The following is a 20,991-nucleotide window of genomic DNA, read 5'->3' as shown; positions in this document are numbered from 1 at the left end:
CGCACACATTCTGCGTATCTTGCGGATGCTTGTGACGGTAGAGTTCTGTACATGGCGAAGACGTTTGCAGGGGCCCGACTCCGGCGTCTGCGTGCAGATCTGGGGATCAGCCAAGCCGCGCTGGCTCGTAGGCTCGATCTGTCCACCACATACGTCAATCAACTGGAGAACGACCACCGTCCCATCACGGTGGCTGTGCTTCTGTCGTTGACCGCGACGTTCGATCTCCCCGCCGACTACTTCGCCGAGACGGGAGATGCCCGACTCATCGCCGACCTCACCGACGCTCTCATGTCTCAGGGCGAGGACGTCGATCGCGCCGAGATCACCGAGCTCGTGTCACGGATGCCCGGCATCGGGCGAACCATGGTCGGGTTGCATCGCAGGCTCGCGGCCGTCACCGCAGAGCTCGAGAACCATAGATCGCACGATTCGGCCGCTTCCGCGGACTCCCCGACGACGCCTTTCGAGCAGGTGCGCGACTACTTCTACGATCGCCGGAACTATGTCGCCGAACTCGATCTAGCCGCTGAGCACCTGTTCGTCGACGCCGGCCTCACGGTCGGCGGACTCGACCTCCAACTCGCGCGTCTACTCGACGAACGATTCGGGATCCGGGTGATCATCGGAGCCACGACCGATGCGGCCACCGCCAAGCGGCGGTACGATCCCGACTCCGCGACTCTGGTTCTCGCCCGCCGCCTCTCTGCCGGGCAGCGAGCATTTCAGCTCGCAACTCAACTCGCCGTGCAGACTCAACGCGCCGAGATCGACAGGCTGGTCGACGGCGCTCCGAACATCTCCGAGTCGTCTCGCGCCGTGCTCCGAGTGGGCTTGGCGAACTACTTCGCCGGAGCACTCGTCCTGCCCTACACCGAGTTCGCGTCCGCAGCACGCGAACTGCGGTACGACGTCGCGCTCCTCGCCCGCCGTTTCGAGGTCGGCTTCGAGACCGTCTGTCACCGGCTGTCCACCCTGCAACGCCCATCCGACAGAGGCGTGCCGTTCATCTTCGTCCGTGTCGACCGCGCCGGGAACATCTCGAAGAGGCAGTCGGCCACGGCCTTCCACTTCTCGCGTGTAGGCGGCAGCTGCCCGCTCTGGGTCGTGCACGACGCCTTCTCCGCACCCGGCCGGATTCACACCCAGGTGTCGGAGATGCCCGACGGGCGCAAGTACTTCTGGCTCGCACGCACCACCGACCAGGCCGCCGACGGGCACCTCGCAACGCCTGGGGAGTTCGCCATCGGCCTCGGATGCGACCTCGCCCATGCCGACGAACTCGTCTACGCCACCGGCGTCGACCTGTCCGAGCCGCGGACAGTGGTTCCGATCGGCGGAGGCTGCAAGGTGTGCAACCGTCCGGCGTGCACGCAGCGGGCATTCCCCATGCTCGGACAGCCCATCGCGGTGGACGAGACGATCAGCGATTCGATCCCCTACCGGTCGGCGCCGCTGTAGCCGTCACGGACGACGCGCACGCGAGCTGGATAGCCGTGAGAAGCCTGTCGGCCGGGTCGTCGAAACGCAGCCCCGACACCTGCTGCGCCCTGTCGATTCGATAACGCAGCGTGTTGGCGTGGATGCCGATGCGGGTCGCGGCATCACGTACGTTTCCGTGGGCATCGAGGAACGCCTTGACGCTCTCGACAAGCTGTGACGAATGGTCGACGTCGTAGCCGACGAGTGCGGTGATCCGCGGGTCGACGAGGTCGTCGCGCTCGGCGAGGACGTCGAGGATCTCGCCTAGCAGGACCGCCGTCCGAGCTTGAGCGAGTGTCGTAACCCGACCCGACTCCGGCGATCCCAACGTGGCCGAGAGCACCCGGTCGACCTCGGCACGGCCCGACGCGACAGCAGCGAGTCCCTCCACCGGAAACACCACTCCGGCTCGCAACCTGGCCCCGTCGAGCGCGGGGTCGCCGTCGAACCGGGTGACGAGAGTGCTCGCCCATCGGGCGACCGGCTCGACCGAACTCGCCGGGACCAGGACGTACGCGCGGTCGCCGATCACCGTGGTCAACGCAGAGGCGGCGAACGCGCTCGCATGCAGCCGGAGCGCGCCCGAGAGCGCGGCCATCGCCGATGCACTGGCCCCGCCGAGCCCGATGACGACGGACTTCTCGTCGATCGACCAGCGCAGGTAGGCCCCGGCCGACGAGGCATCGACGCCACCGTGCTCGCCGAAGAGCCGTTGCAGGAGTTGCGCCTCCGCTGTCGGCGACTCCATCTCCCGAGTCAGGATGCGCGACGCCACCGCCGCAGCGCCGGTCAGCACCTCACGCGCATCGTCGGACAGCGGTTGAGCCCCCTCCTGGACCCAGATGGATCCGAGATGTCGACCTGCGCCGGTGTGCACTCCGACCACCATCCGCCGCCGCATCGCCTCCTCCGGATGATCCGGGACGTCGACGACCTCGCCACCGCGGCGGATCGCATCGAACACGCCCCACTTGCGCAACAGCGCAAGGTACGTGGGCGGCCCTTCGCGTCCGAGGATCGTCTGCACCCGAAGATCGTCCGCCTCGCCATTCGACGGCGAATACGCCAGCACCCTGGCGCTGGTCGCGTCCTCGATCGACACCAGGCCCCCTGTGCCCTGCGCGACGAGCGCCACCAGGCCCGCAAGATCGATGTCGGCCGGCTCAGCTCCGGCGTCGTCTCGAGCCCGATCGAATGCGCCGTGTGCCAGACCGAGGACGCGGTCCCACCTCGCCCGCGCGTGAATGCCGACCACACCGACGCCGAACTCGTCGACGAGCCCACGAGCGGAGCCGGAGTCCAATGTCTTCGTGAGAATCGCGGCGGGCACGGTTCCAGCGTCCGACGCCTCCCGCAGCCAGCTCCGCGTCGCGGCGAGGTCCACGCCGACGAGCAGCACCACGTCGGCGGTCGGTTCGGCCGACAGATCGTCGATGTCGAGTATCGCCACACTCTCGATCGGGGCCGACGACTCGACGAGTACGGACCAGTCGACCGCGGTGTCGAGTGCATCGATCACATCATCCAGAGACCGTCGTGAAGGCATGCATCCAGCGTAGGACGATCGAACAAGAATTAGGGCATCAACTTGTGAATCCGCACGAGGACCAATGCCCTGTCGGCGGCCTGTAATAAGCCCATGACCACTGCGCACGATTCAACACCTGCCACCACGACCGAGGCTCTGTCCGACCTCGCCGAGCGGTCGCTGCAGCAGGTCGACACCTGGCTGCGCGCCGCCGAGAAGGCGCAGACCAAGCCCCACGCCTCGGCACAACGTCTGGCCGCGGTGCTCTCCGATCCGAAGGGACTCGACTTCACCGTCGGATTCGTCGACCGGGTGATCGGCACCGAGGACACCAAAGCCGCGGGCGAAGCGCTCGCCGAGATCGTGGCCGACGCTCCCGCCTCCCTCGGCGCGCTCGACAAGCTGCAGATCCGTTCCGGCGCAGCCCTGGCCCGCACCCTCCCGAACATCGTCATCCCGGCCGCGCGCGCACGCATGCGGACGATGGTGGGCCACATGATCGTCGACGCCCGCGAGAAGCCGTTCGCCAAAGCCGTCAAAACGCTGCGTGCCACCGGCCACCGACTGAACGTGAACCCGCTCGGCGAAGCCGTGCTCGGTGACGCCGAGGCCGACAATCACCTCGAGGACGCACGAACCCTCCTCCGCCGCGACGACGTCGACTACGTCTCCATCAAGGTGTCGTCGATCGCGTCGCAGATCTCGATGTGGGCGTTCGACGAGACCGTCGAGTACGTCCTCAAGCGCCTCACTCCGATGTACCTGGAGGCCGCGTCGGCACCCGCCGGCACGAAGTTCATCAACCTCGACATGGAGGAGTACCGCGATCTCGACCTGACGATCGAGGTGTTCACCCGCCTGCTGTCGATGCCCGAACTCCACGGATACGAGGGCGGCATCGTCCTGCAGGCCTACCTTCCCGACGCCCTCGGCGCCATGCAGCGACTGTCGGAGTTCGCGACGCAGCGCGTCGCGCAGGGCGGCGCAGGGATCAAGGTCCGACTGGTCAAGGGCGCCAACCTCGCTATGGAGACCGTGCACGCCGAGACCGCGGGTTGGCCGCAGGTCACCTGCGAGTCGAAGGCCGCCACCGACACCAACTACAAGCTGGTGCTGCACTGGCTGCTCGACGCCGACCACATGCGTGGCCTCCGCGTCGGCGTCGCGGGCCACAACCTCTTCGACATCGCCTTCGCTCATCTGCTGTCGGAGTCGCGGGGCGTCGCCGATCGTGTCGAGTTCGAGATGCTGCAGGGCATGGCCACTGAGCAGGCCGAGGTGGTCAGCGCCGATGTGGGCCGCCTGCTGCTCTACGTCCCGACCGTGAAGCCGTCCGAGTTCGACGTCGCGATCTCCTACCTGGTCCGTCGGCTCGAGGAGAACGCGGCGTCGGAGAACTTCATGTCCGGCATCTTCGACCTGAAGCCCGGCAGCGCGATCTATCGCCGCGAGGCCGACCGGTTCACCACCGCCGTCGACGCACTCGCGCGCCGCATCGACTCGCAGGGTCACACCGCTCCGCTGCCGAACCACCGCCAGGACCGCACTCAGGAGGAGTCGGCCCCCACGGTGTCGTACGACGGGGCCCTTCCGCCGTTCGCGAACGAGCCGGACACCGACCCGTCACTGCCCGCCAACCAGGCGTGGGCACGCGACGCGATCAACCGAAGCGCTGAACCGGGTTGGCTGGATGCACAGGCGGTCCCCGCGACTCTCGCCGAAGGCGACGTCGACGCTCTCGTGGCGACAGCCCGTGAAGCCGCAGTGGCCTGGGCCGCACGACCGGCCGCGCAGCGCGCCGCACTTCTCTACAAGACAGCCGACATCCTCGCTCGAAAGCGTGGTCATCTCGTGTCGATCGCGGCCGCGGAGGCGGGAAAGTCCGTCGCCCAGTCCGATCCGGAGATCTCGGAGGCCATCGACTTCGCGCGCTACTACGCTCATCAGGCGCTGGAACTGGACGACGTGAAGAACGCGACATTCACGCCCGACCGGGTTGTTGTGGTCACTCCCCCGTGGAACTTCCCGATCGCCATCCCCGCAGGTGGAACGTTCGCCGCACTCGCGGTCGGCGCCGCCGTGATCCACAAGCCGGCGGCACCGACGCCGCACTGCTCGATGGCCGTCCTGGAAGCCCTCTGGGAAGCCGGAGTGCCACGCGAGGTGTGCCAGGGGGTGTTCCCCGACGAGGGTCCGGCAGGCAAGAAGCTGATCAGTCACCCCGACGTCGACCGCGTGATCCTCACCGGCGCGTCCGACACCGCCGCACTGTTCCAGTCGTGGAGCCCCGACCTCAAGATCAACGCCGAGACCTCCGGCAAGAACGCATTGATCATCACCCCGTCGGCCGACCGCGACCTCGCGATCGCCGACCTCGCCCACAGCGCGTTCGGGCACGCGGGCCAGAAGTGCTCGGCCGCCTCGCTCGGCATCCTGGTCGGCAGCGTCTACAGCTCCGAGCGCTTCCGTCGGCAGCTCGTCGACGCCGCGAAGTCGATGGTCGTCGACTGGCCGACCAACCTGTCCGCAACGGTCGGACCACTGACCGAGCTCCCCAGCGACAAGCTCACCCGGGCTCTCACCACTCTCGAACCCGGCGAGACATGGCTGCTCAAGCCGCGGCAGCTCGACGACACCGGCCGCCTCTGGTCGCCCGGCATCAAAGACGGCGTCGCCCCCGGTTCGTTCTTCCACCTCACCGAGTGCTTCGGGCCGGTGCTCGGCCTGATGCGCGCCGACACCCTCGACGATGCGATCAGCCTGCAGAACGCCACGGACTTCGGGCTCACGGCGGGTCTCCACTCGCTGGAGACGCGCGAGGTCCGCACCTGGCTCGACCGGGTCCAGGCGGGCAACGTGTACGTGAACCGCGGCATCACCGGAGCCATCGTCCGCCGCCAGTCGTTCGGCGGGTGGAAGCGTTCCTCCGTCGGACTCGGCTCCAAGGCAGGCGGTCCGAACTACCTGATGCTCCTCGGTTCGTGGGCCGACGCTCTGGACTCCACTGCGAGTTCCTGGCTGGACGAGGCCGTTGCCGACGACCGTGTCGCATGGGCGTCTGAGTTCGGCACCGGGCGCGACGAGACCGGCTTGACGGGCGAGGCCAACGTGTTCCGCTACCGTCCGTCCGACGTTGTACTGCGGGTGGGCGCGGACGCGTCGCCCGCCGAGACCGCGCGTGTGCTGTCCGCGGCGACGCTCGCCGGAGCACGTGTCCGGATCAGCGCCTCGCCCGACATCGCCCCCGCGACGGCAGAGGTCCTCAGTCGCGCGTCGTCCACAGTCGGCACCGCGGACGACGCGGCTTTTGCGGCGACGGTCGCAGGCCTCGACGCTCCCCGAGTGCGCACTGTGGGATCGGTCGCCGACTCGATCCGCGCGGCGGTCGCGGCGCGCCCCGACGTGGCGCTGCTCGACGACGCCGTGACCGCATCGGGTCGAGTGGAGCTCCGCTACTGGCTCGTAGAGCAGGCCGTCTCGATGACGTTGCACCGCTTCGGAAACCCGAATCGGGCCTTCAACGAGCTCGCCGCCGAACTTCGTCGATAGCTTCGTACATCAGAACAAATGCGGGGTCGCACTTTTGTGCGACCCCACATTTGTCTCCACACTCCGGCGATGCAGAATTTCCTGAGTCGATGATGTGAATCACATACGCTTTGCGTGAGTGATGTGCCAACGCACAGCAGTTCGAACGTCGACCCCACAGACCCCCGAGAGGCAAGCCTGATGTCCCTAGCGTCATCCATAGCGAGCGGCGACAAGACGTTCCAGTACGTCGCCGTCATCCTGTACTTCGCAGCCATGCTGGGCATCGGCTACTACGCGTACACGAAGACCAAGAACGACCTCGACGGCTACATGCTCGCCGACCGCGGCCTCAAGCCGTGGATCGCGGCCCTCTCGGCCGGCGCCTCCGACATGTCGGGGTGGCTGCTCATGGGCCTGCCGGGCGCGATGTACCTCTCCGGCCTGTCGGAAGCATGGATCATGATCGGCCTGCTGGTCGGCGCGTGGGCCAACTGGCGACTCACCGCTCCGCGTCTGCGCGCGTACACCGAAGTCGCGGGCGACGCGATCACCATCCCGAGCTTCTTCGAGACCCGCCTTCGCGACAACTCCCGAATCCTGCGCATCACCTGCGGCGTGATCATTCTGGTGTTCTTCACGTTCTACGTGTCGAGCGGGATGGTCGCCTCCGGCAAGTTCTTCGACAGCGCGTTCGGCGTCAACTATACGGTCGGCATGCTCATCGTCGCGGGTATCACCATGCTGTACACGTTGTTCGGCGGATTCCTCGGAGCGTCGCTCACCGACGTGGCGCAGGGCGTCCTCGTCGTCATCGCACTGCTCGCAGTCCCGATCATCGGCATCATCAACCTCGGCGGCGTCGGAGCGACGGTCGACGGCGTCCGCTCGGTCGATCCCGATCACCTCAGCTTCTTCGCGGGCAGTTCCGCCATCGCCATCATCTCTGCGGCGGCCTGGGGCCTCGGCTACTTCGGTCAGCCGCACATCATCGTCCGATTCATGGCCCTGCGCACCCCCTGCGAGGCCGGCACCGCACGACGGATCGGTATCGCCTGGATGTTCGCGTGTGCACTCGGAGCGGTCGGGACGGCGCTCGTCGGCATCGCGTACTTTGCGAAGCATCCGGCCGACAAGCCCGCCGACGCCGAAACGGTGTTCCTCGCACTCTCCCAGATCCTGTTCCACCCGTTCATCGCGGGCCTGGTTCTGGCTGCGGTCCTGGCTGCGATCATGTCGACGATCTCGTCGCAGCTGATCGTCTGTTCGTCGGCACTGGTGGAAGACCTGTACAAGCTCGTCTCCGAGAAGACCGGTCGTGGGACAGGCCTCAGCGACATGACGTATGTGCGCCTCGGCCGACTCGGTGTGCTCGGAATCGCGGTGATCGCCGCACTCCTCGCGCTGTCGCCGTCCAACAGCATTCTCGATCTGGTCGCATTCGCCTGGGCGGGCTTCGGCTCGGCGTTCGGACCGGCCATCGTCCTGTCCCTGTACTGGCGTCGCCTCACCACGTGGGGAGCCCTCGCCGGCATCGTCGTCGGCGCGGTCGTCGCCTATGCCTGGGACAAGCTCGCCAGCGCGGACGTCTACGAGATCATTCCCGGCGTGATCGCGAGCTTCATCGCCGCCATCGCGGTCAGCCTGATCACGTACAAGCCCAACCCTGAGATCGACGCCGAGTTCGACGCCGCGAAGGCGCTTGCCGCCTCACGTGCGCCATTCGAGGAGTTCAAGGGCGACAGCGACGTGAAGGGCGTTAGCGCTTAGCGGCGCGGGCAGGAGCGCGTCGGCACGCGCGAGCCGTCGCACCACCGTGTTGCGGTGCGTGTACAGCCGCGCCGCCGCTTCCGCCGCATTGCATCCAGACGCGAACCACGTCCTGACACACGTCAGGACGTGGTCGTCTGCATTCGCCAAGTCGCCGAGGGTGTTGGTGATGAACTCGTCGGCGGCCGACTGGTCATCTCCGAGGAGAGCCACGATCCGCAAGTCGTCGTAGTGCGCGACGCGGCGGGACGAACCGACGCGCGCGATCACCCGCCTCACCGACAACGCCTCGAAATGACTGCGCCGGAACCCGTCGAGATCGATACCCGTGGACCCGATCGCCACTCGCACGCCCGGATGACCGGTGACGGCGGCGCCCATCCGCAGGTCGCTCGTCGGCAGCCACACCCATAGTTCCGACGCCCCGGACACAACCGTGAGGCGTCGGCTCACGCCGCTCGCCTCCATGATCGAATCGCACGCAGCCTCCAGTTCGTCGGGCGCAGTGCCTGGATCTCCGGTGAGGACGAGTGCCGTGTGCGGACCGTCGAGGCGATAGCGGAGTTGCGTTTCGGCGCGTTCGCGGCTGATCGGAGCGCCTTCGAGAACGAGTGCAACGGCCACCCGCCGCTGGGCGTGGGTGTCACCGGCGAGTTCAGCCCGTGCAGCGTCGATCAGTTCGGCCAACTGCTGGACGGTGTCGTCGACGAACACCGCAATGGATTCCGAGGTGACCTGCAACAGTTCTCGGAGTTCCGCGGGATCCTCGGTGAGGACAAAACAGATCTCCATCCAGAGCCGCCACGCGACGTTCTGCGCCGTCCGGAACGAGTCCAGTGCGCCCGCGTCCAACCCACGACGAGCGAGGTCACGGATGTACGTCTCGGTCTCATCGGTGACGTTCACCGGCACCCGCGCTCCGGGCTCAGCGGAGTTGGCCGTCGCCCAATGGCGGAGGTTTCCCTCATTGATGCGCAGGGCCACTTCGAGCAACGCGGGATCGTCGGCTATCACGTCCATTCCCGCACCACCGACCACTGCTGTATCGACCTGAGCGAGCCAGTCCGGTGGCGCCTCCAGCACCACCTGCACACCGGCGCGGATCAGGGCTGCGACTTCAGGGGAGACACCCACGTGGTCGATTATGCACCAGATTCGGTCGATTCCTGGTCTAGATCACCACTTGCAACAATTCAGGATTACAACGATCATTGTTAACAACGCCCAGTAGTCACAACCGAACGGACCAGGCACATGCCCACTGACTCCATCCTCACCGACGCACCGCTCGACGTGCTCGTGCTCGGCGCAGGCATCTCCGGCATCGGCGCCGGCCACTACCTGCGCACCGAGCATCCGTCGAAGTCGTTCGCGATGCTCGAGTCGCGCGACGCGGTCGGCGGCACGTGGGACCTGTTCCGCTACCCCGGCATCCGCTCCGACTCCGACCTCAACACCTTCGGGTACGAGTTCAAGCCGTGGCAGGATCCGCAGTCGATCGCCGATGCGCCTCGCATCCTCGACTACCTGCGCGAGGCGATCGCCGACGACCACCTCGACGACGCGATCGTGTTCAACCGTCGTGCAATCGCCATGAACTGGTCCGAGGCCGATCAGCTGTGGAACGTGACCGTTCGTCGCAACGACTCGACCGACGACGACACGTTCAACGTCCAGGCCCGGTGGGTGTTCGCAGGCACCGGCTATTACAACTACGACGAGGGCTTCACCCCCGAGTTCCCGGGCAGCGAGACGTTCGCCGGTCAGATCATCCACCCGCAGCATTGGCCCGAAGACCTGGATTACAAGGGCAAGAAGGTCATCGTGATCGGGTCCGGCGCCACCGCCGTGACTCTGGTTCCGTCCATGCAGGCCGACGCCGCGCACGTCACGATGCTGCAGCGCACACCCACGTACGTGATCCCGTTGCCCCGCGAGGACGCGGTCTCGAACGCTCTCAAGAAGGTCCTCGGCGCAGACCGCGGCTACGCATTGAGCCGGCAGAAGAACATCGTTCAGCAGAAGGTGGTCTACAACCTCTGCCAGCGGTACCCGCGGCCTGCACGCGCGATCATCCGCGCCACCAACAAGGCGCTTCTGCCCCGTGATTTCGACATCGACACCCACTTCAACCCGCCGTACAACCCGTGGGACCAGCGGCTCTGCGTGGTGCCCGACGGTGACCTGTTCAAGGCGATCAAGAAGGGCAGTGCGTCGATCGAGACCGGTCGGATCGCGACTTTCACCGAGAAGGGCATCCGCCTGGAGGACGGCCGAGAACTCGAAGCCGACATCATCGTCACCGCCACCGGCCTCAACCTGCAGTTGTTCGGCGGCATGGAAGTGAGCCTGGACGGAGAGGCCGTCGATCTGTCGCAGACCACCGCGTACCGCGGCATGATGCTGTCGGGCCTTCCGAACTTCGCAATGGCGATCGGCTACACCAACTCGTCGTGGACTCTCAAGATCGGGCTGCTGTGCGAGTACTTCTGCCGCGTCCTGACCTACCAGGACGCCAACGGATACACGTCGGTCCGCGCCGTGGAGCCCGAGGGCCTGGAGAAGCGTCCGCTCCTCGACTTCGGGGCAGGTTATGTGAAGCGTGCGCTCGATCGTCTTCCCAAGCAGGGCACGCAGAGCCCGTGGACGATGACGATGGCGGTCTCCTCCGACGTGAAGCAGCTCCGCAAGGGCGAGATCGTCGACGAGTTCCTCGACTACCGCAAGGCTCCGGTCACCGCAGGCGTCTGATCCGCTGGGTACGAACAGAACGACGGCGGTGCGCCTTCACGGGTGCACCGCCGTCGTTGCTGTGTGATCAGTGTCGTTCTTGCTGTGTGATCAGTACAGCGACGAGGAGATCTGCGGCCAGGAGTAGTGCAGCTCGCGCTCCCAGTAGCCCCACGAGTGAGTGCCGGTGGGGCGCAGCTTGATGGTCGCGGGGATCTTGAGCTGGGCGAGACGCTGCGCCATCTGCTGGGTGCAGACGTTGGTCACGGCTTCGATGCCGCCGCCCAGAATCACGCGGTCGGCAAGCGACACGCTGTCTTGCGCGGTGCTGCCCGCGTCGACGGACTCGTCCTGGCCCGGGAGGCCGCTGTTGGACGAGAGATACACCTTGGTGCCGCGCAGCTTCGCCGCGTTGATGTACGGGTCGTTGGCCTTCCAGCCCGCGCCCTTGTACGGGCCCCACATGTTCGTGGTGTCGGCGCCGCCACGGCTCTCGACGACGGTTCGGATGTACTGCTGTCCCGCCGGGTCGCTCGTCCGTGCGCAACCGCTGTACGACGCCGCCGTCGTATAGAGGCCCGGAGCGGCGATCGCGAGGTTGAGCACCGACGTGCCCGCCATCGAGATACCCGCTATGGCGTTCTTGCCGGTGGTCTTGAGCTCCTTGTCCAGAACCGGCGGAAGCTCCTTGGTCAGGAACGTCTCCCACTTCTGCACGCCGAGCTTCGGATCGGCCTTCTGCCAGTCGGTGTAGTACGAGAAGGCGCCCTTGAGCGGTGTCACGACATTCACATGCTTGTTCGCGAAGAAGCCCGTGTAGTCGGTGCGGTTGGCCCAGCTCGCCGAATCCTCACCACCGCCTGCACCATTGAGCAGGTAGAACACTGGTGCAGGCGTGGAGTTCGCTGGGACGAGGACATCGAGTGGGATCTCTCGCTGCATCGACGCCGAGTAGACGGTGACGAGCAGGCGGGACGGCTGGTTCAGGTCACCGTTGTGGTAGGCGACCGGAACCGAGCCGACGACATGCGACTCGCCGGGTGACGGGTCGGCTTGCGCGATCGCGACGGGTGCTGTTGCCGCCACCACACCGGCCACCACTGCCGTGATCAGGCATCGCGCGGTTCTCGTGAGCTTCATTGTGTGTCTTTCCTAGGAGCCGAAGATGTCCGAGAGGCTGCCAGCCGAGCTTCCGTTGCCGCCGGGGCTGGTCGTCTTGGTCGGCCCGGTTGTCGTGGGCGTGGTCGGGTCAGTGGTGTCGGTCGGATCAACCGGGACATCCTTGGCAGTGACCGTCACATTCTTGGTGGTCGACTGCGCACCGATGGTCGCCTTCAGCGCCACTGCCCCCGATACGGAAGGGGTCCACTGGCAGGTCGCCTTGTGATCGGCGCCGAGTGTCAGGTTCTGGCAGAGCGCCGTGCCGTTCGCAGTCAGGGTGACGTTCGCACCGACCGCGGCATCCGATTCAACTGTCACCGTGACGGCGTCACCGACCTTCGGAGCAGCCCCGAGAGTGACGATCGGGGCACCGGGCTCTGGATCGGGGTCCTTGGGCGAGACGGTTCCACCGATGGACGACGACGAACCTGCGAGTGTCGCGGTGCCCGAGTACACGGCCTTCAGGGAGTACGCGCCCTCGTTCGACGGGGTCCAGGAAACAGTCGCCTTGCCTGCGACGACGTTCGCGGTGCCGAGCGACACGTTGTGGTTGAAGAACTCCACGGCGCCGTCCGCGACCGTCGCAGCACTAGTGATCTTCGCGGTCACGGTCGACGGATCGCCGACCTTGGGCGCAGGACTCACCGAGACAGCTGTGGTGGTGGCGTCCTTCTGCGGCGGGGTCTGGACCTTGATGTTCGGCCCCTTGTCCTGATAGGTCCCACTGCCGAGCGAACCGCCGTAGTGCATGGTGCCGACAGCGAGGTTCACTCCGGTCGGGCAGTTCTCACCGACCTTGTATTTGAGCGAGATGGTCCGCTTCGCCCCCCATCCCGCGCCGACTCCCGGGACCCGCCACGAGGTCAGACTAGGCGATTCGAGACGGACGAAGCCGAGCTGACCGACCGCCGCCGTGGAGACCTGCACGTTCGCCACAGCTGAGTCTTCCCACTTCGCGCTGCCCTGCACATACTCGAGGCACCCGTCTTCGAGGTCCTTGAAGTTGTAGACGTCCTCGAACGACCACTTCCGCTGGAAGGACGTCGACACGGTGACGGTGTCGCCGATCGAGGGGTTCGCGTCGCTCACCGTGCGGGAGAAGGCTGTGTTGCCGTCGGCCCATTCGATTGTCGTGGGAGCTGCCGAAGCGACACCGGAAGTCGACGCGATGAGGCCGGCGACGACCACCATCCCGGTTCCAGCCGCCGCTGCGAAGCGGCTCAACGATGTTGTCATGTCTTCTGTCTCTTCCGTGTCTCAGCCGAACAGGCTGCCGAGGCTGCCCGTGTCGAGGCTGCCGTTTCCGCTGTCTGGATTCGTAGTGGTCGGCGTGGTCGTGCCGGTCGGCTCCTCCGTGACCGGAGGCTTGGCGACGCTGATCGCCGGCCCCTTGTCCTGGTAACTGCCCGAGCCGAGGGACCCTCCGTAGTGCATCGACGTCGGCATCGACACGCCGGTCCCGCAGGATTCACGCACGTAGAACTGCATAGCGATCGACTTCTTGTTTCCGAAGCCTGAGCCGAGACCCTTGACGACCCACGACGTGACATTCGGCGCGTTCACCTTGACGTAGGCCTGCGGGTCGGCGGGCGTCCCCGAGCTGATCTCGACTTTGTCGGAGGGAGACGGTGATCCGCCCCAGCCTGCACTGCCCTCGATGTATCGGAGGCAGGCCGGAACGAGTTCCTTGACGCTGTAGATGTACTCGTCGGCCCACTTACGCTGGAACTGCGTGGTGATGGTGATCGTGTCGCCGATCTTGGGCGTGGTGTCGCTTACCAACTGGTTGAAGCGGGAGTTGCCGTCCTCCCAGTAGGTGATACCCTCCTCTGCCGTCGCCGATCCGCTCGACAGTGCAACGCCGGTCATGGCGATCGCGCAGGCGCCAAGTCCCGCTGCGATCCGTCCGAACATGCTCGTGTTCATGAGATGTGTTCTCCTGAGGAATTTGTCGTCGATGAATGAGTCGTCGATGAATGACTAGGACGAGCCGAACAGGCTGCCGATGTCGAGGCTGCCATTGCTGCCTCCGGGCACCGAGGGCTCTTCGATCGAGCCTTGCGCAATGGTGATGACTGGACCCTTGTCCTTGTACGTACCACTGCCAAGGGATCCGCCGTAGTGCATCGTGGTCGACAGAACGTCCCCGGCCCTACATGCGTTGGTGATGCGGAAGTCGGTCGTGAGCGCCACTTTGGAACCCCATCCGCTGCCGAGGCCCTTGACCTTCCACGCCGTGATGCTGGGTGCCTCGACGCGCATCCACGACTCCTCCGCGCCCGGCTCCGACGTGGTCACCTTCGAGGTCACCAACTTGCCCGCCCACGTTGTGGTGCCCGGCACCGACTCGATGCACGAACCGGCCAGCTCTTTCACGTTGTAGATGTACTCGTCGGCCCACTTGCGTTGGAACGACGTGGTGACCGTGATCGTCTCGCCGACCTTGGGACTGTCATTGCTGACTGTCTGTTCGAATCGGGAGTTGCCGTCTTCCCAGGTCGTGGTGACATCGGCGTCGGCTCCGGCGATGCCGGGCACCGAGACGGCGCTCGCGAATGCGATGGCACTGACGCCTGCGACAACCGCGGCGGTTCTCTTCATGGACATTCGTCAACCTGTGTTTCTGTGAATCGGGGCGCGCTGGGAGGGAGCGCAGGAGAATGTGGGGCGACGCGAGTTGAGCGGCAGACCTACGATCCGCTCAAACCTCCGAGGCTGCCGGTGTACAGGCTTCCCGTGTCGAGTCCGGGCAGCGCCCCGGCGCTACCGGCCGGGCTGTCGTTGATGTGGACCTGCTGGGTGATGGTGACGGGCGACTCCGTGCCGACAACTGCTTTGACGGTGTAGTCGCCCTTCTTCTTCGGCACCCACGTGCAGGTGACGCGGCGGTTGCCGTCCAGCTTGAGGTTGCCGCAGCCGTCTACGGTCTTCCCATCGATAGTCAGGACGACCGGTGCACCGGGAGTGCCTTCGGGATGGCTGACCGTCAAGAACACGTCGTTCGCGGCGAGTGCGTCCGTGGGGTTGATCGAGATCGAGGGACGGCCGGCCACGACGTTCAGCATGGGGCCGACGAACGGTCGGTTGTTGCCGCTCTCGAATGCCCACGTGGTGCTCCATTCGAGACCGCCGGAGTTGAGCGGGCCCAGCTCGCAGCTGCTGCCGACCAGGTAGTCCTGCGTCCAAATCAATGGATCGGCCTGCCAGGAGTTCGCGCCGGGGGCGTCGATCATCGCCCATCCCGCACCAGATGAGAACTCACCGGGCGCCTTTGTCCCCTCGCCCTCGGGGTTGTTGGTGTAGGTCTTGCCGTTCACAGTCCACGTGGAGCTGTTCGGAACTGCTTCGAGGCACGTCGGATGCGTGTCCTTGACGTAGTAGACGAGCCACGCCATTTTGCGGCTCAACTTGTTCGTGATGGTGATGACGTCACCACGGGCGACCGTGCCTCCGACGAGTGACGGGCCGCTCACCGAACGCTGGAACGACGCCGCGTCGGATTCGCCGTTGATCGGTCCGACGACGTCAGCAGTGCTGATGCCGGGGGCAGCCGTCACGACGAGCGCAGCGGCCGCTGCGGTGGACAACACCGCAGCGGCCGTCCGGCGCGCGAAAGAGGTCACGGAGAGGTTCACGTGCACGAGCTCCTGTTGATCGATCGAACTAGAGATTCATGTCACCGTACGGTCACGAACGTGAATTCCGTCATCCCGATCAGGAAGCTGGCACGATTTTGCCCGACTTCGATCAGCGTTGGAGCAATCCCTTGGCTACATGGGTCACCTGGATCTCGTTCGATCCGGCATAGATCATCAGGGACTTTGCGTCGCGGGCGAGTTGCTCCACCCGGTACTCCGCCATGTAGCCGTTTCCTCCGAACAGCTGAACAGCTTCCATGGCAACTTCTGTCGCTGCGCGGGAGGAGTACAGCTTCATCGCCGACGCCTGCGCCAGCGTCGGAGGCTTGCCGGCCTGAGCAGCCTCAATGGCGACGAAAAGCATGTTCTGAACATTCAGTCGCGCCACCTCCATCTCGGCCAACTTGAGCTGAATCAGCTGGAACTTCGCGATCTCCTGGCCCCAGAGAGTTCGTGACCGGGCGTAGTCGATCGACAGACGCTGAGCCTCGTTGATGATGCCGAGAGACAGTGCGGCGATGCCGATGCGCTCGGCGGTAAAGCCGGCCTTGGCGTTGTCGCCGCCGCTGCGGTCGCCCGTCTCCTCGGTTTCACCCAGCAGACGGTCGCGCGACACACGCACATCGTCGAAGAACAGCTCGCCGGTGGGCGAGCTCATCATGCCCATCTTCTTGAACGGCTTGCCAAGCGTGAGACCTTCCATTCCCGCGTCGAGAACAAACGTCAGGACCCTCCGATCACGCATCGGAGTGCCGTCGCCCTCGTCCAGCTTGGCGAAGACGACGATGGTGTCGGCGTACGGACCGTTGGTGATGAAGGTCTTGTTGCCCTTGAGGATGTAGTCGTCACCGTCGCGGCGGACCGTGGTCTTCATGCCTCCCAGCGCGTCTGAACCACTGTCGGGCTCGGTGATAGCCCAGGCGCCGACCTTCTCCATTGTGACCAGTTCGGGCAGCCAGCGCTTCTTCTGCGCGAGCGTTCCGCGGCTGCGGATGGTCGAGACCGTCAGACCCATCGAGACACCCATCGACGCGATGGTGCCGAGCGAGACCCCGGCCATCTCCATGTTGAGGATCAGGAACATCGAGCTGGCAAGCGTGCTGGAGCCGCCGCCCGCAGGCTTGGCCTCACCCGCCTCCTGCGCCGCGAGTTCTTTCTCCAGATTCTCGGCGTTCATCGAATCCATGCCGAAAGTCGACAGGAGCTTGCGGATGATGTCGTACGGCGGGAGTTTCCCGCTCTCGAGATCGTCGACGTACGGACGCACTTCTTTGTCGATGAACCCGCGGACGGCGTCTTGCACCATCCGGTCTTCGTCGGACCACTCGAACATGGAACCTCCAAGGAATTGAAACGTGTTCTACTTCGATCATGACCCTAGCGTCCCAACCGTGGACGCCACACCCTACGGGCGCATTCACCGTCCCGACTCACTGACAGCAGACGACCTCGACGCACGAACGTGGATCGGCCACGAGACTCGGGCCGACGACCCGGGTCAGGCGAGGCACATCTGGGACGCCGCGCGCCGGTGGTACTCCGTTGGCACGCAGCCCGCCGTCCAACTCTGTGTCCGACACCGCGGACGCGTTGTCCTCGACCGCGCGATCGGTCACGGTCGCACTCCCGTCGAGCAGGTCACGGGATCAACTCCTTTCTGCTTGTACTCGGCGTCCAAGGTGATCGCGGCAGTGGCGGTGTGGCGGCTGATCGACCAGGGCCGGCTGCGACTCGACGATCGGATCGCCGACCTGATCCCCGGATACGGGACACGAGGCAAGTCGTCGACGACGGTTGATCACGTGCTGACACACCGTGCGGGCGTGCCGTTCGCCTTCGCCGGACTGGACGACCCGCTGCGCGCCGACGACCGCGACTACGTGCGGCAAGGCCTGAGTCGACTCTGGTCGGTCCACCCTCCCGGAATGCTGCACATCTATCACGCTCTGACGTGGGGCCCGCTCGTCCGCGAGCTGGTCGAAGCGGCCTCTGGTCGCGACATCCGCGACTACGTGGCCGACGAGATCACGGGACCGCTCGGACTCCGATGGACGAACTTCGGCGTGCTGCCCCACGAACTTGTCGACGTCGCACACAGTCACGTGACCGGCCCTCGCGTCCCCATGCCGATCGACGCGGCGTTTCGGCTGTCCACCGGACGCACCTTGGCCGACACCATCGCCGCATCCAACTCCCCTGACTTCCTGACCAGTGCCGTTCCGTCGTCGAGTGGAGTGTCGACGGCACGCGAGCTGTCCCGATTCGCGGAGATGCTGCTGCGCGACGGAGAAGGTGTGCTGCGGCCGGCGACCGTGGCGCGCGCCCGCCGTCAGCGGAGAGTGCTGCGACCCGACGTCGCGACGTCCGGATCACCTTTGCGGTGGGGCACCGGATTCATGTTGGGCTCGCACTACTTCGGCCCGTTCGGCCGCCGCGCGCCCGAGGCGTTCGGGCACACCGGACTCACTCATGTCGCGATGTGGGCCGACCCGCAACGCGAGCTGGCCGTCGCCGTGATCGGCAGCGGAAAAACCCTCTCCGACGACGGCGGCCGCTACCGTGCCCTGATCAACACGATCGCCGCGTCCTTCCCTGCCGACTGACGACAAAGATTGTCGTACGTGTGTGCGATGCTCGCGGCATGAATCGAGGTGACGAGATGCTGGTGGTGCCGAAGGACTGCGTCCTCTGGTCTCATCACCAGCCATATGCCGAAGCGGTGCTGGACGACTACACAACGGTTGATCTCGACCGGTGGAACAACCGGCTTGCGAGCCTCCGCATCCCCGCCCGGGTGTACGCGACCGATGCCGACGGCGAGCAGATCGAATCAGGCATCGGGCACATCAGACGCGGCGACCTCGAGGCGACGAGCACCCGCCTGAACCTCGGCCCGGAGCCGATGCTCAATCGGCTGTACCTGTGCGCCGCGTGGCTGCAGTCGCACAGCGGCCGCGGGGGCCTCCGGCGATTTCCCGACGTCCGAGACCCGCACGACACCACGCGTCCGTTCGACATGATCGTTCGAGCACTCGACGCTTGTGAGAGAGTGCCGACACTCGTCGAGACCGGCGCATTCCGCAACTGGTCCGGTTGGCCTGTCGCACCGGGTGTCGGCCACTCGCTGATGTCCTTGTACGGATGGGCGATCCACGGTCCTGGCCCTGACCGCCCACAACTGCTCGACACCTACTCGGCGGCGAGCCTGGTTCGCTACGGCTGGATGGTCGGCGCAGGCGCCTCGCAGTTCTCGGTGCGCAGCTACGCGAGATACTCGAACCTCATTCACCGCTGGGCCGGACAGGCGGGGACCAAACCCGAGATCGTGGAACTGTGGCTCAACCGCGACTGGCAGCGGCGTCTCGGTCGGACGGTCCTGCGGGGCGAGCCGTCGCTGTGGTGAACACCGATCCCGGCCGGATCGAGACCTGGAAGTACTCGCCGGGCGAATCAGCCGCGAGCGCCTGCGCGACCGGCGACGCCACGACGACGAGCCCGTCGAATCCCCTTGTCGCGGAGACTATCCGGTTCACGAACTCGGTGATCGTCTCGCCGCCGTGGGGACGGGAATCCGGGTCGGTGAACCACGCCTCCAACTCGTCGACCGGCACGTCTTGCGGTTCGAGACCGAACCAGCGTCCGAGGTCTACGGTGGCCAACGACAGGTCCGGCTCGACGCCGATGCCCAGCACTTGTGCCGTCTCGCGGACCGACGTCTCCGGTCCCACTCGCACGTTGTCGACTAGTGCGACGTCGAGACGTTCGACGTCCCGAAGGCCTCGGGCGTCGATCGGGGTGTGCTCACCACCGAACCGGACCGCACGGTTGGGTGCGGTCCGGCCGGCGACGACCACGGTGAGCGCCATCAGGCAGGCACTGACTCCGTACGCCGCGCCAGTGCTGTTCGTCGCATCATCAGTCCGACGAGACCCACGAACACGACGGTCAGAACAACCCAGAGCAGCACTTGATGGGCGATGGCGTACACGCGATAGTCCGCGATCACCTGCCCGGGAAAGCCGGGCGCAACGATGCGCTCCCCGTCCATGACGGGTCCGGGAACCTCGTGGAAGCTCGGGAGCAGAGCGCTGGTGATCGTGACGCCGACCAGATAGGCGACCGCCGCCGACGCACCGGCCCACAGTCCTCCGATCCGATCTGACAGCCAGATCGCGAGCACGACCGCGGCGACCGCGAGAACGATCGAGACCAGTGTCAACGTCAAGTACGCACCGGATCTGGCGCCGATGGTGTCCTCCTCGCCGACCGCAGGCGGGTTGGGGGGATACACGAAGAAGGGCACGCCGATCACCGCGACGAACGCGACGCCACCGAGTGACGCTGCGAGGGTGCGCGGGTCGGCCTCCGGCCTGCGTCGGCCGATGATCGCCCACGCCACCGTGAATGCGACAGCGAACAGCGCGCCGATCGCTACCGCGAAGACGACCGTGCCGACTCCCGCTCCGATGTTCTCCTGCACGGAGCGACTGAACAGTTCGTGACCGTGGTCGTGCGCTCCGCCTGCGAGTTCGGATTCCGCGTGGGATCGAATGTCCTCGTAGTCGATGGCCTCGGTTACCCGCGGTTCGATGAAGATCCGCGCAAAGATGAAGCTGACGATTCCGGCGACCAGACCGCTGAGCAATCCGGCACCGATGAAAGTGCGTTCCATTTTCTCTTGTTCTCCCTGTCAGTTGATCAGTGGCAGGGGAAGCCGAGGAAATGACGTGCGTCGTGCACGAACTCGTGGACGTGGGTGTCGCTGCCGAAGACGGAGACGGCGCCCTGGTCGTAGCCGAGGAAGTAGTACGCAAGCGATGCGACCAGCACCGTGGCGGTGAGGGTGAGCGCGGCCGAGGCCGCCGAGAGGTCCGGGATCGCGAGTGCTCGCGGCGCCGTCTGTACCGATGAAACGGTCATGAGAATCTATTCCTGTCCTGCGGATCTCGCGTCCGCCCAGTGGATATGCACACCCGGGGCGTTACCTGGCTCGCCGTCCCCTGACGGGTTCGGCTCACAGTGGCGCGACCGCTTCGGATTCTCACCGAATTCCCGCACCGGGATTTCGGCAGCGTACCGCGCCTCGGACGCGGAACTGTCGGAGGCATGGGATTCAATGGAGTCGTGGCCACACGCGCAGCTGTTCTTCAGCGC

Annotated in this window: 17 protein-coding genes and 1 riboswitch; of the genes, 6 read left to right on the top strand and 11 right to left on the bottom strand. The window is 65.7% G+C overall.

The window, feature by feature from the left end; genetic code table 11:
* Positions 1 to 51 precede the first annotated feature (51 nt).
* A complete protein-coding gene (locus JVX90_RS04595) occupies positions 52 to 1,461 on the top strand; it encodes a short-chain fatty acyl-CoA regulator family protein (RefSeq protein WP_205331256.1) in 1,410 nt (469 codons plus the stop codon).
* Here the strand turns inward: JVX90_RS04595 and JVX90_RS04590 are convergent.
* On the bottom strand, positions 1,424 to 3,028 hold the full coding sequence (locus tag JVX90_RS04590) for a helix-turn-helix domain-containing protein (RefSeq protein WP_205331255.1): 1,605 nt from the start codon (positions 3,026 to 3,028) through the stop codon (positions 1,424 to 1,426). The two genes, JVX90_RS04595 and JVX90_RS04590, sit on opposite strands and share 38 nt — an antisense overlap.
* A 93-nt stretch (positions 3,029 to 3,121) precedes the next feature.
* Between JVX90_RS04590 and JVX90_RS04585 the strand changes: the two genes are divergently transcribed.
* Positions 3,122 to 6,559, top strand: a complete 3,438-nt coding sequence (locus JVX90_RS04585; RefSeq protein WP_205331254.1) for a bifunctional proline dehydrogenase/L-glutamate gamma-semialdehyde dehydrogenase — start codon at positions 3,122 to 3,124, stop codon at positions 6,557 to 6,559.
* 180 nt (positions 6,560 to 6,739) lie between these two features.
* Positions 6,740 to 8,308: a sodium/proline symporter PutP gene (putP, locus tag JVX90_RS04580; RefSeq protein ID WP_205331253.1), complete on the top strand. Its 1,569-nt coding sequence runs from the start codon at positions 6,740 to 6,742 to the stop codon at positions 8,306 to 8,308.
* Here putP and JVX90_RS04575 read toward each other — a convergent pair.
* Entirely contained in the window at positions 8,249 to 9,442 is a 1,194-nt protein-coding gene (locus tag JVX90_RS04575) for a helix-turn-helix domain-containing protein (RefSeq protein WP_205331252.1), read from the bottom strand. The genes putP and JVX90_RS04575 overlap by 60 nt on opposite strands.
* A gap of 120 nt (positions 9,443 to 9,562) precedes the next feature.
* On the opposite strand from JVX90_RS04575, the gene JVX90_RS04570 reads away from it, so the two are divergent.
* Entirely contained in the window at positions 9,563 to 11,059 is a 1,497-nt protein-coding gene (locus JVX90_RS04570; RefSeq protein ID WP_205331251.1) for an NAD(P)/FAD-dependent oxidoreductase, read from the top strand.
* 90 nt (positions 11,060 to 11,149) lie between these two features.
* On the opposite strand, the gene JVX90_RS04565 is transcribed toward JVX90_RS04570, so the two are convergent.
* The 6 genes from JVX90_RS04565 to JVX90_RS04540 all read right to left on the bottom strand — a co-directional run bounded on the left by JVX90_RS04565 (position 11,150) and on the right by JVX90_RS04540 (position 17,170).
* Positions 11,150 to 12,178, bottom strand: coding sequence for an alpha/beta hydrolase family protein (locus JVX90_RS04565; protein ID WP_205331250.1), 1,029 nt, complete (start codon positions 12,176 to 12,178; stop codon positions 11,150 to 11,152).
* Positions 12,179 to 12,190: 12 nt separating this feature from the next.
* Entirely contained in the window at positions 12,191 to 13,435 is a 1,245-nt protein-coding gene (locus JVX90_RS04560; RefSeq protein WP_205331249.1) for an Ig-like domain-containing protein, read from the bottom strand.
* A 21-nt stretch (positions 13,436 to 13,456) separates the two neighbouring features.
* Positions 13,457 to 14,125: a hypothetical protein gene (locus JVX90_RS04555; RefSeq protein WP_205331248.1), complete on the bottom strand. Its 669-nt coding sequence runs from the start codon at positions 14,123 to 14,125 to the stop codon at positions 13,457 to 13,459.
* Between the two features lie 54 nt (positions 14,126 to 14,179).
* The gene (locus JVX90_RS04550; RefSeq protein ID WP_205331247.1) at positions 14,180 to 14,806 is read right to left on the bottom strand and encodes a hypothetical protein; all 627 of its coding nucleotides are present in this window, start codon (positions 14,804 to 14,806) and stop codon (positions 14,180 to 14,182) included.
* An 83-nt stretch (positions 14,807 to 14,889) separates the two neighbouring features.
* Complete coding sequence (locus tag JVX90_RS04545) at positions 14,890 to 15,822, bottom strand: hypothetical protein (RefSeq protein WP_240194057.1); 933 nt, start codon at positions 15,820 to 15,822, stop codon at positions 14,890 to 14,892.
* 124 nt (positions 15,823 to 15,946) lie between these two features.
* Entirely contained in the window at positions 15,947 to 17,170 is a 1,224-nt protein-coding gene (locus JVX90_RS04540) for an acyl-CoA dehydrogenase family protein (protein ID WP_205331245.1), read from the bottom strand.
* Between the two features lie 58 nt (positions 17,171 to 17,228).
* On the opposite strand from JVX90_RS04540, the gene JVX90_RS04535 reads away from it, so the two are divergent.
* Both JVX90_RS04535 and JVX90_RS04530 read left to right on the top strand, forming a co-directional pair.
* On the top strand, positions 17,229 to 18,440 hold the full coding sequence (locus JVX90_RS04535) for a serine hydrolase domain-containing protein (RefSeq protein ID WP_240194056.1): 1,212 nt from the start codon (positions 17,229 to 17,231) through the stop codon (positions 18,438 to 18,440).
* Positions 18,441 to 18,478: 38 nt separating this feature from the next.
* Positions 18,479 to 19,240: a hypothetical protein gene (locus JVX90_RS04530; protein ID WP_240194055.1), complete on the top strand. Its 762-nt coding sequence runs from the start codon at positions 18,479 to 18,481 to the stop codon at positions 19,238 to 19,240.
* Here the strand turns inward: JVX90_RS04530 and JVX90_RS04525 are convergent.
* Genes JVX90_RS04525 through JVX90_RS04515 form a run of 3 tightly spaced genes read right to left on the bottom strand, consistent with a single transcriptional unit; the run spans position 19,176 to position 20,757 of the window.
* Positions 19,176 to 19,703: a histidine phosphatase family protein gene (locus JVX90_RS04525; protein ID WP_205331243.1), complete on the bottom strand. Its 528-nt coding sequence runs from the start codon at positions 19,701 to 19,703 to the stop codon at positions 19,176 to 19,178. The genes JVX90_RS04530 and JVX90_RS04525 overlap by 65 nt on opposite strands.
* On the bottom strand, positions 19,703 to 20,509 hold the full coding sequence (locus JVX90_RS04520) for a CbtA family protein (protein WP_205331242.1): 807 nt from the start codon (positions 20,507 to 20,509) through the stop codon (positions 19,703 to 19,705). Before JVX90_RS04520 ends, JVX90_RS04525 begins: the two co-directional genes overlap by 1 nt.
* A 26-nt stretch (positions 20,510 to 20,535) precedes the next feature.
* Complete coding sequence (locus JVX90_RS04515; protein ID WP_205331241.1) at positions 20,536 to 20,757, bottom strand: CbtB-domain containing protein; 222 nt, start codon at positions 20,755 to 20,757, stop codon at positions 20,536 to 20,538.
* Positions 20,758 to 20,796: 39 nt separating this feature from the next.
* Positions 20,797 to 20,933: riboswitch (cobalamin riboswitch) on the bottom strand.
* Positions 20,934 to 20,991 lie beyond the last annotated feature (58 nt).

The organism is Gordonia sp. PDNC005, assembly GCF_016919385.1.
GTDB lineage: Bacteria > Actinomycetota > Actinomycetes > Mycobacteriales > Mycobacteriaceae > Gordonia.
The sequence above is the reverse complement of the archived record's forward strand: the minus strand, read 5'-3'. Positions and strand labels throughout refer to the sequence as shown.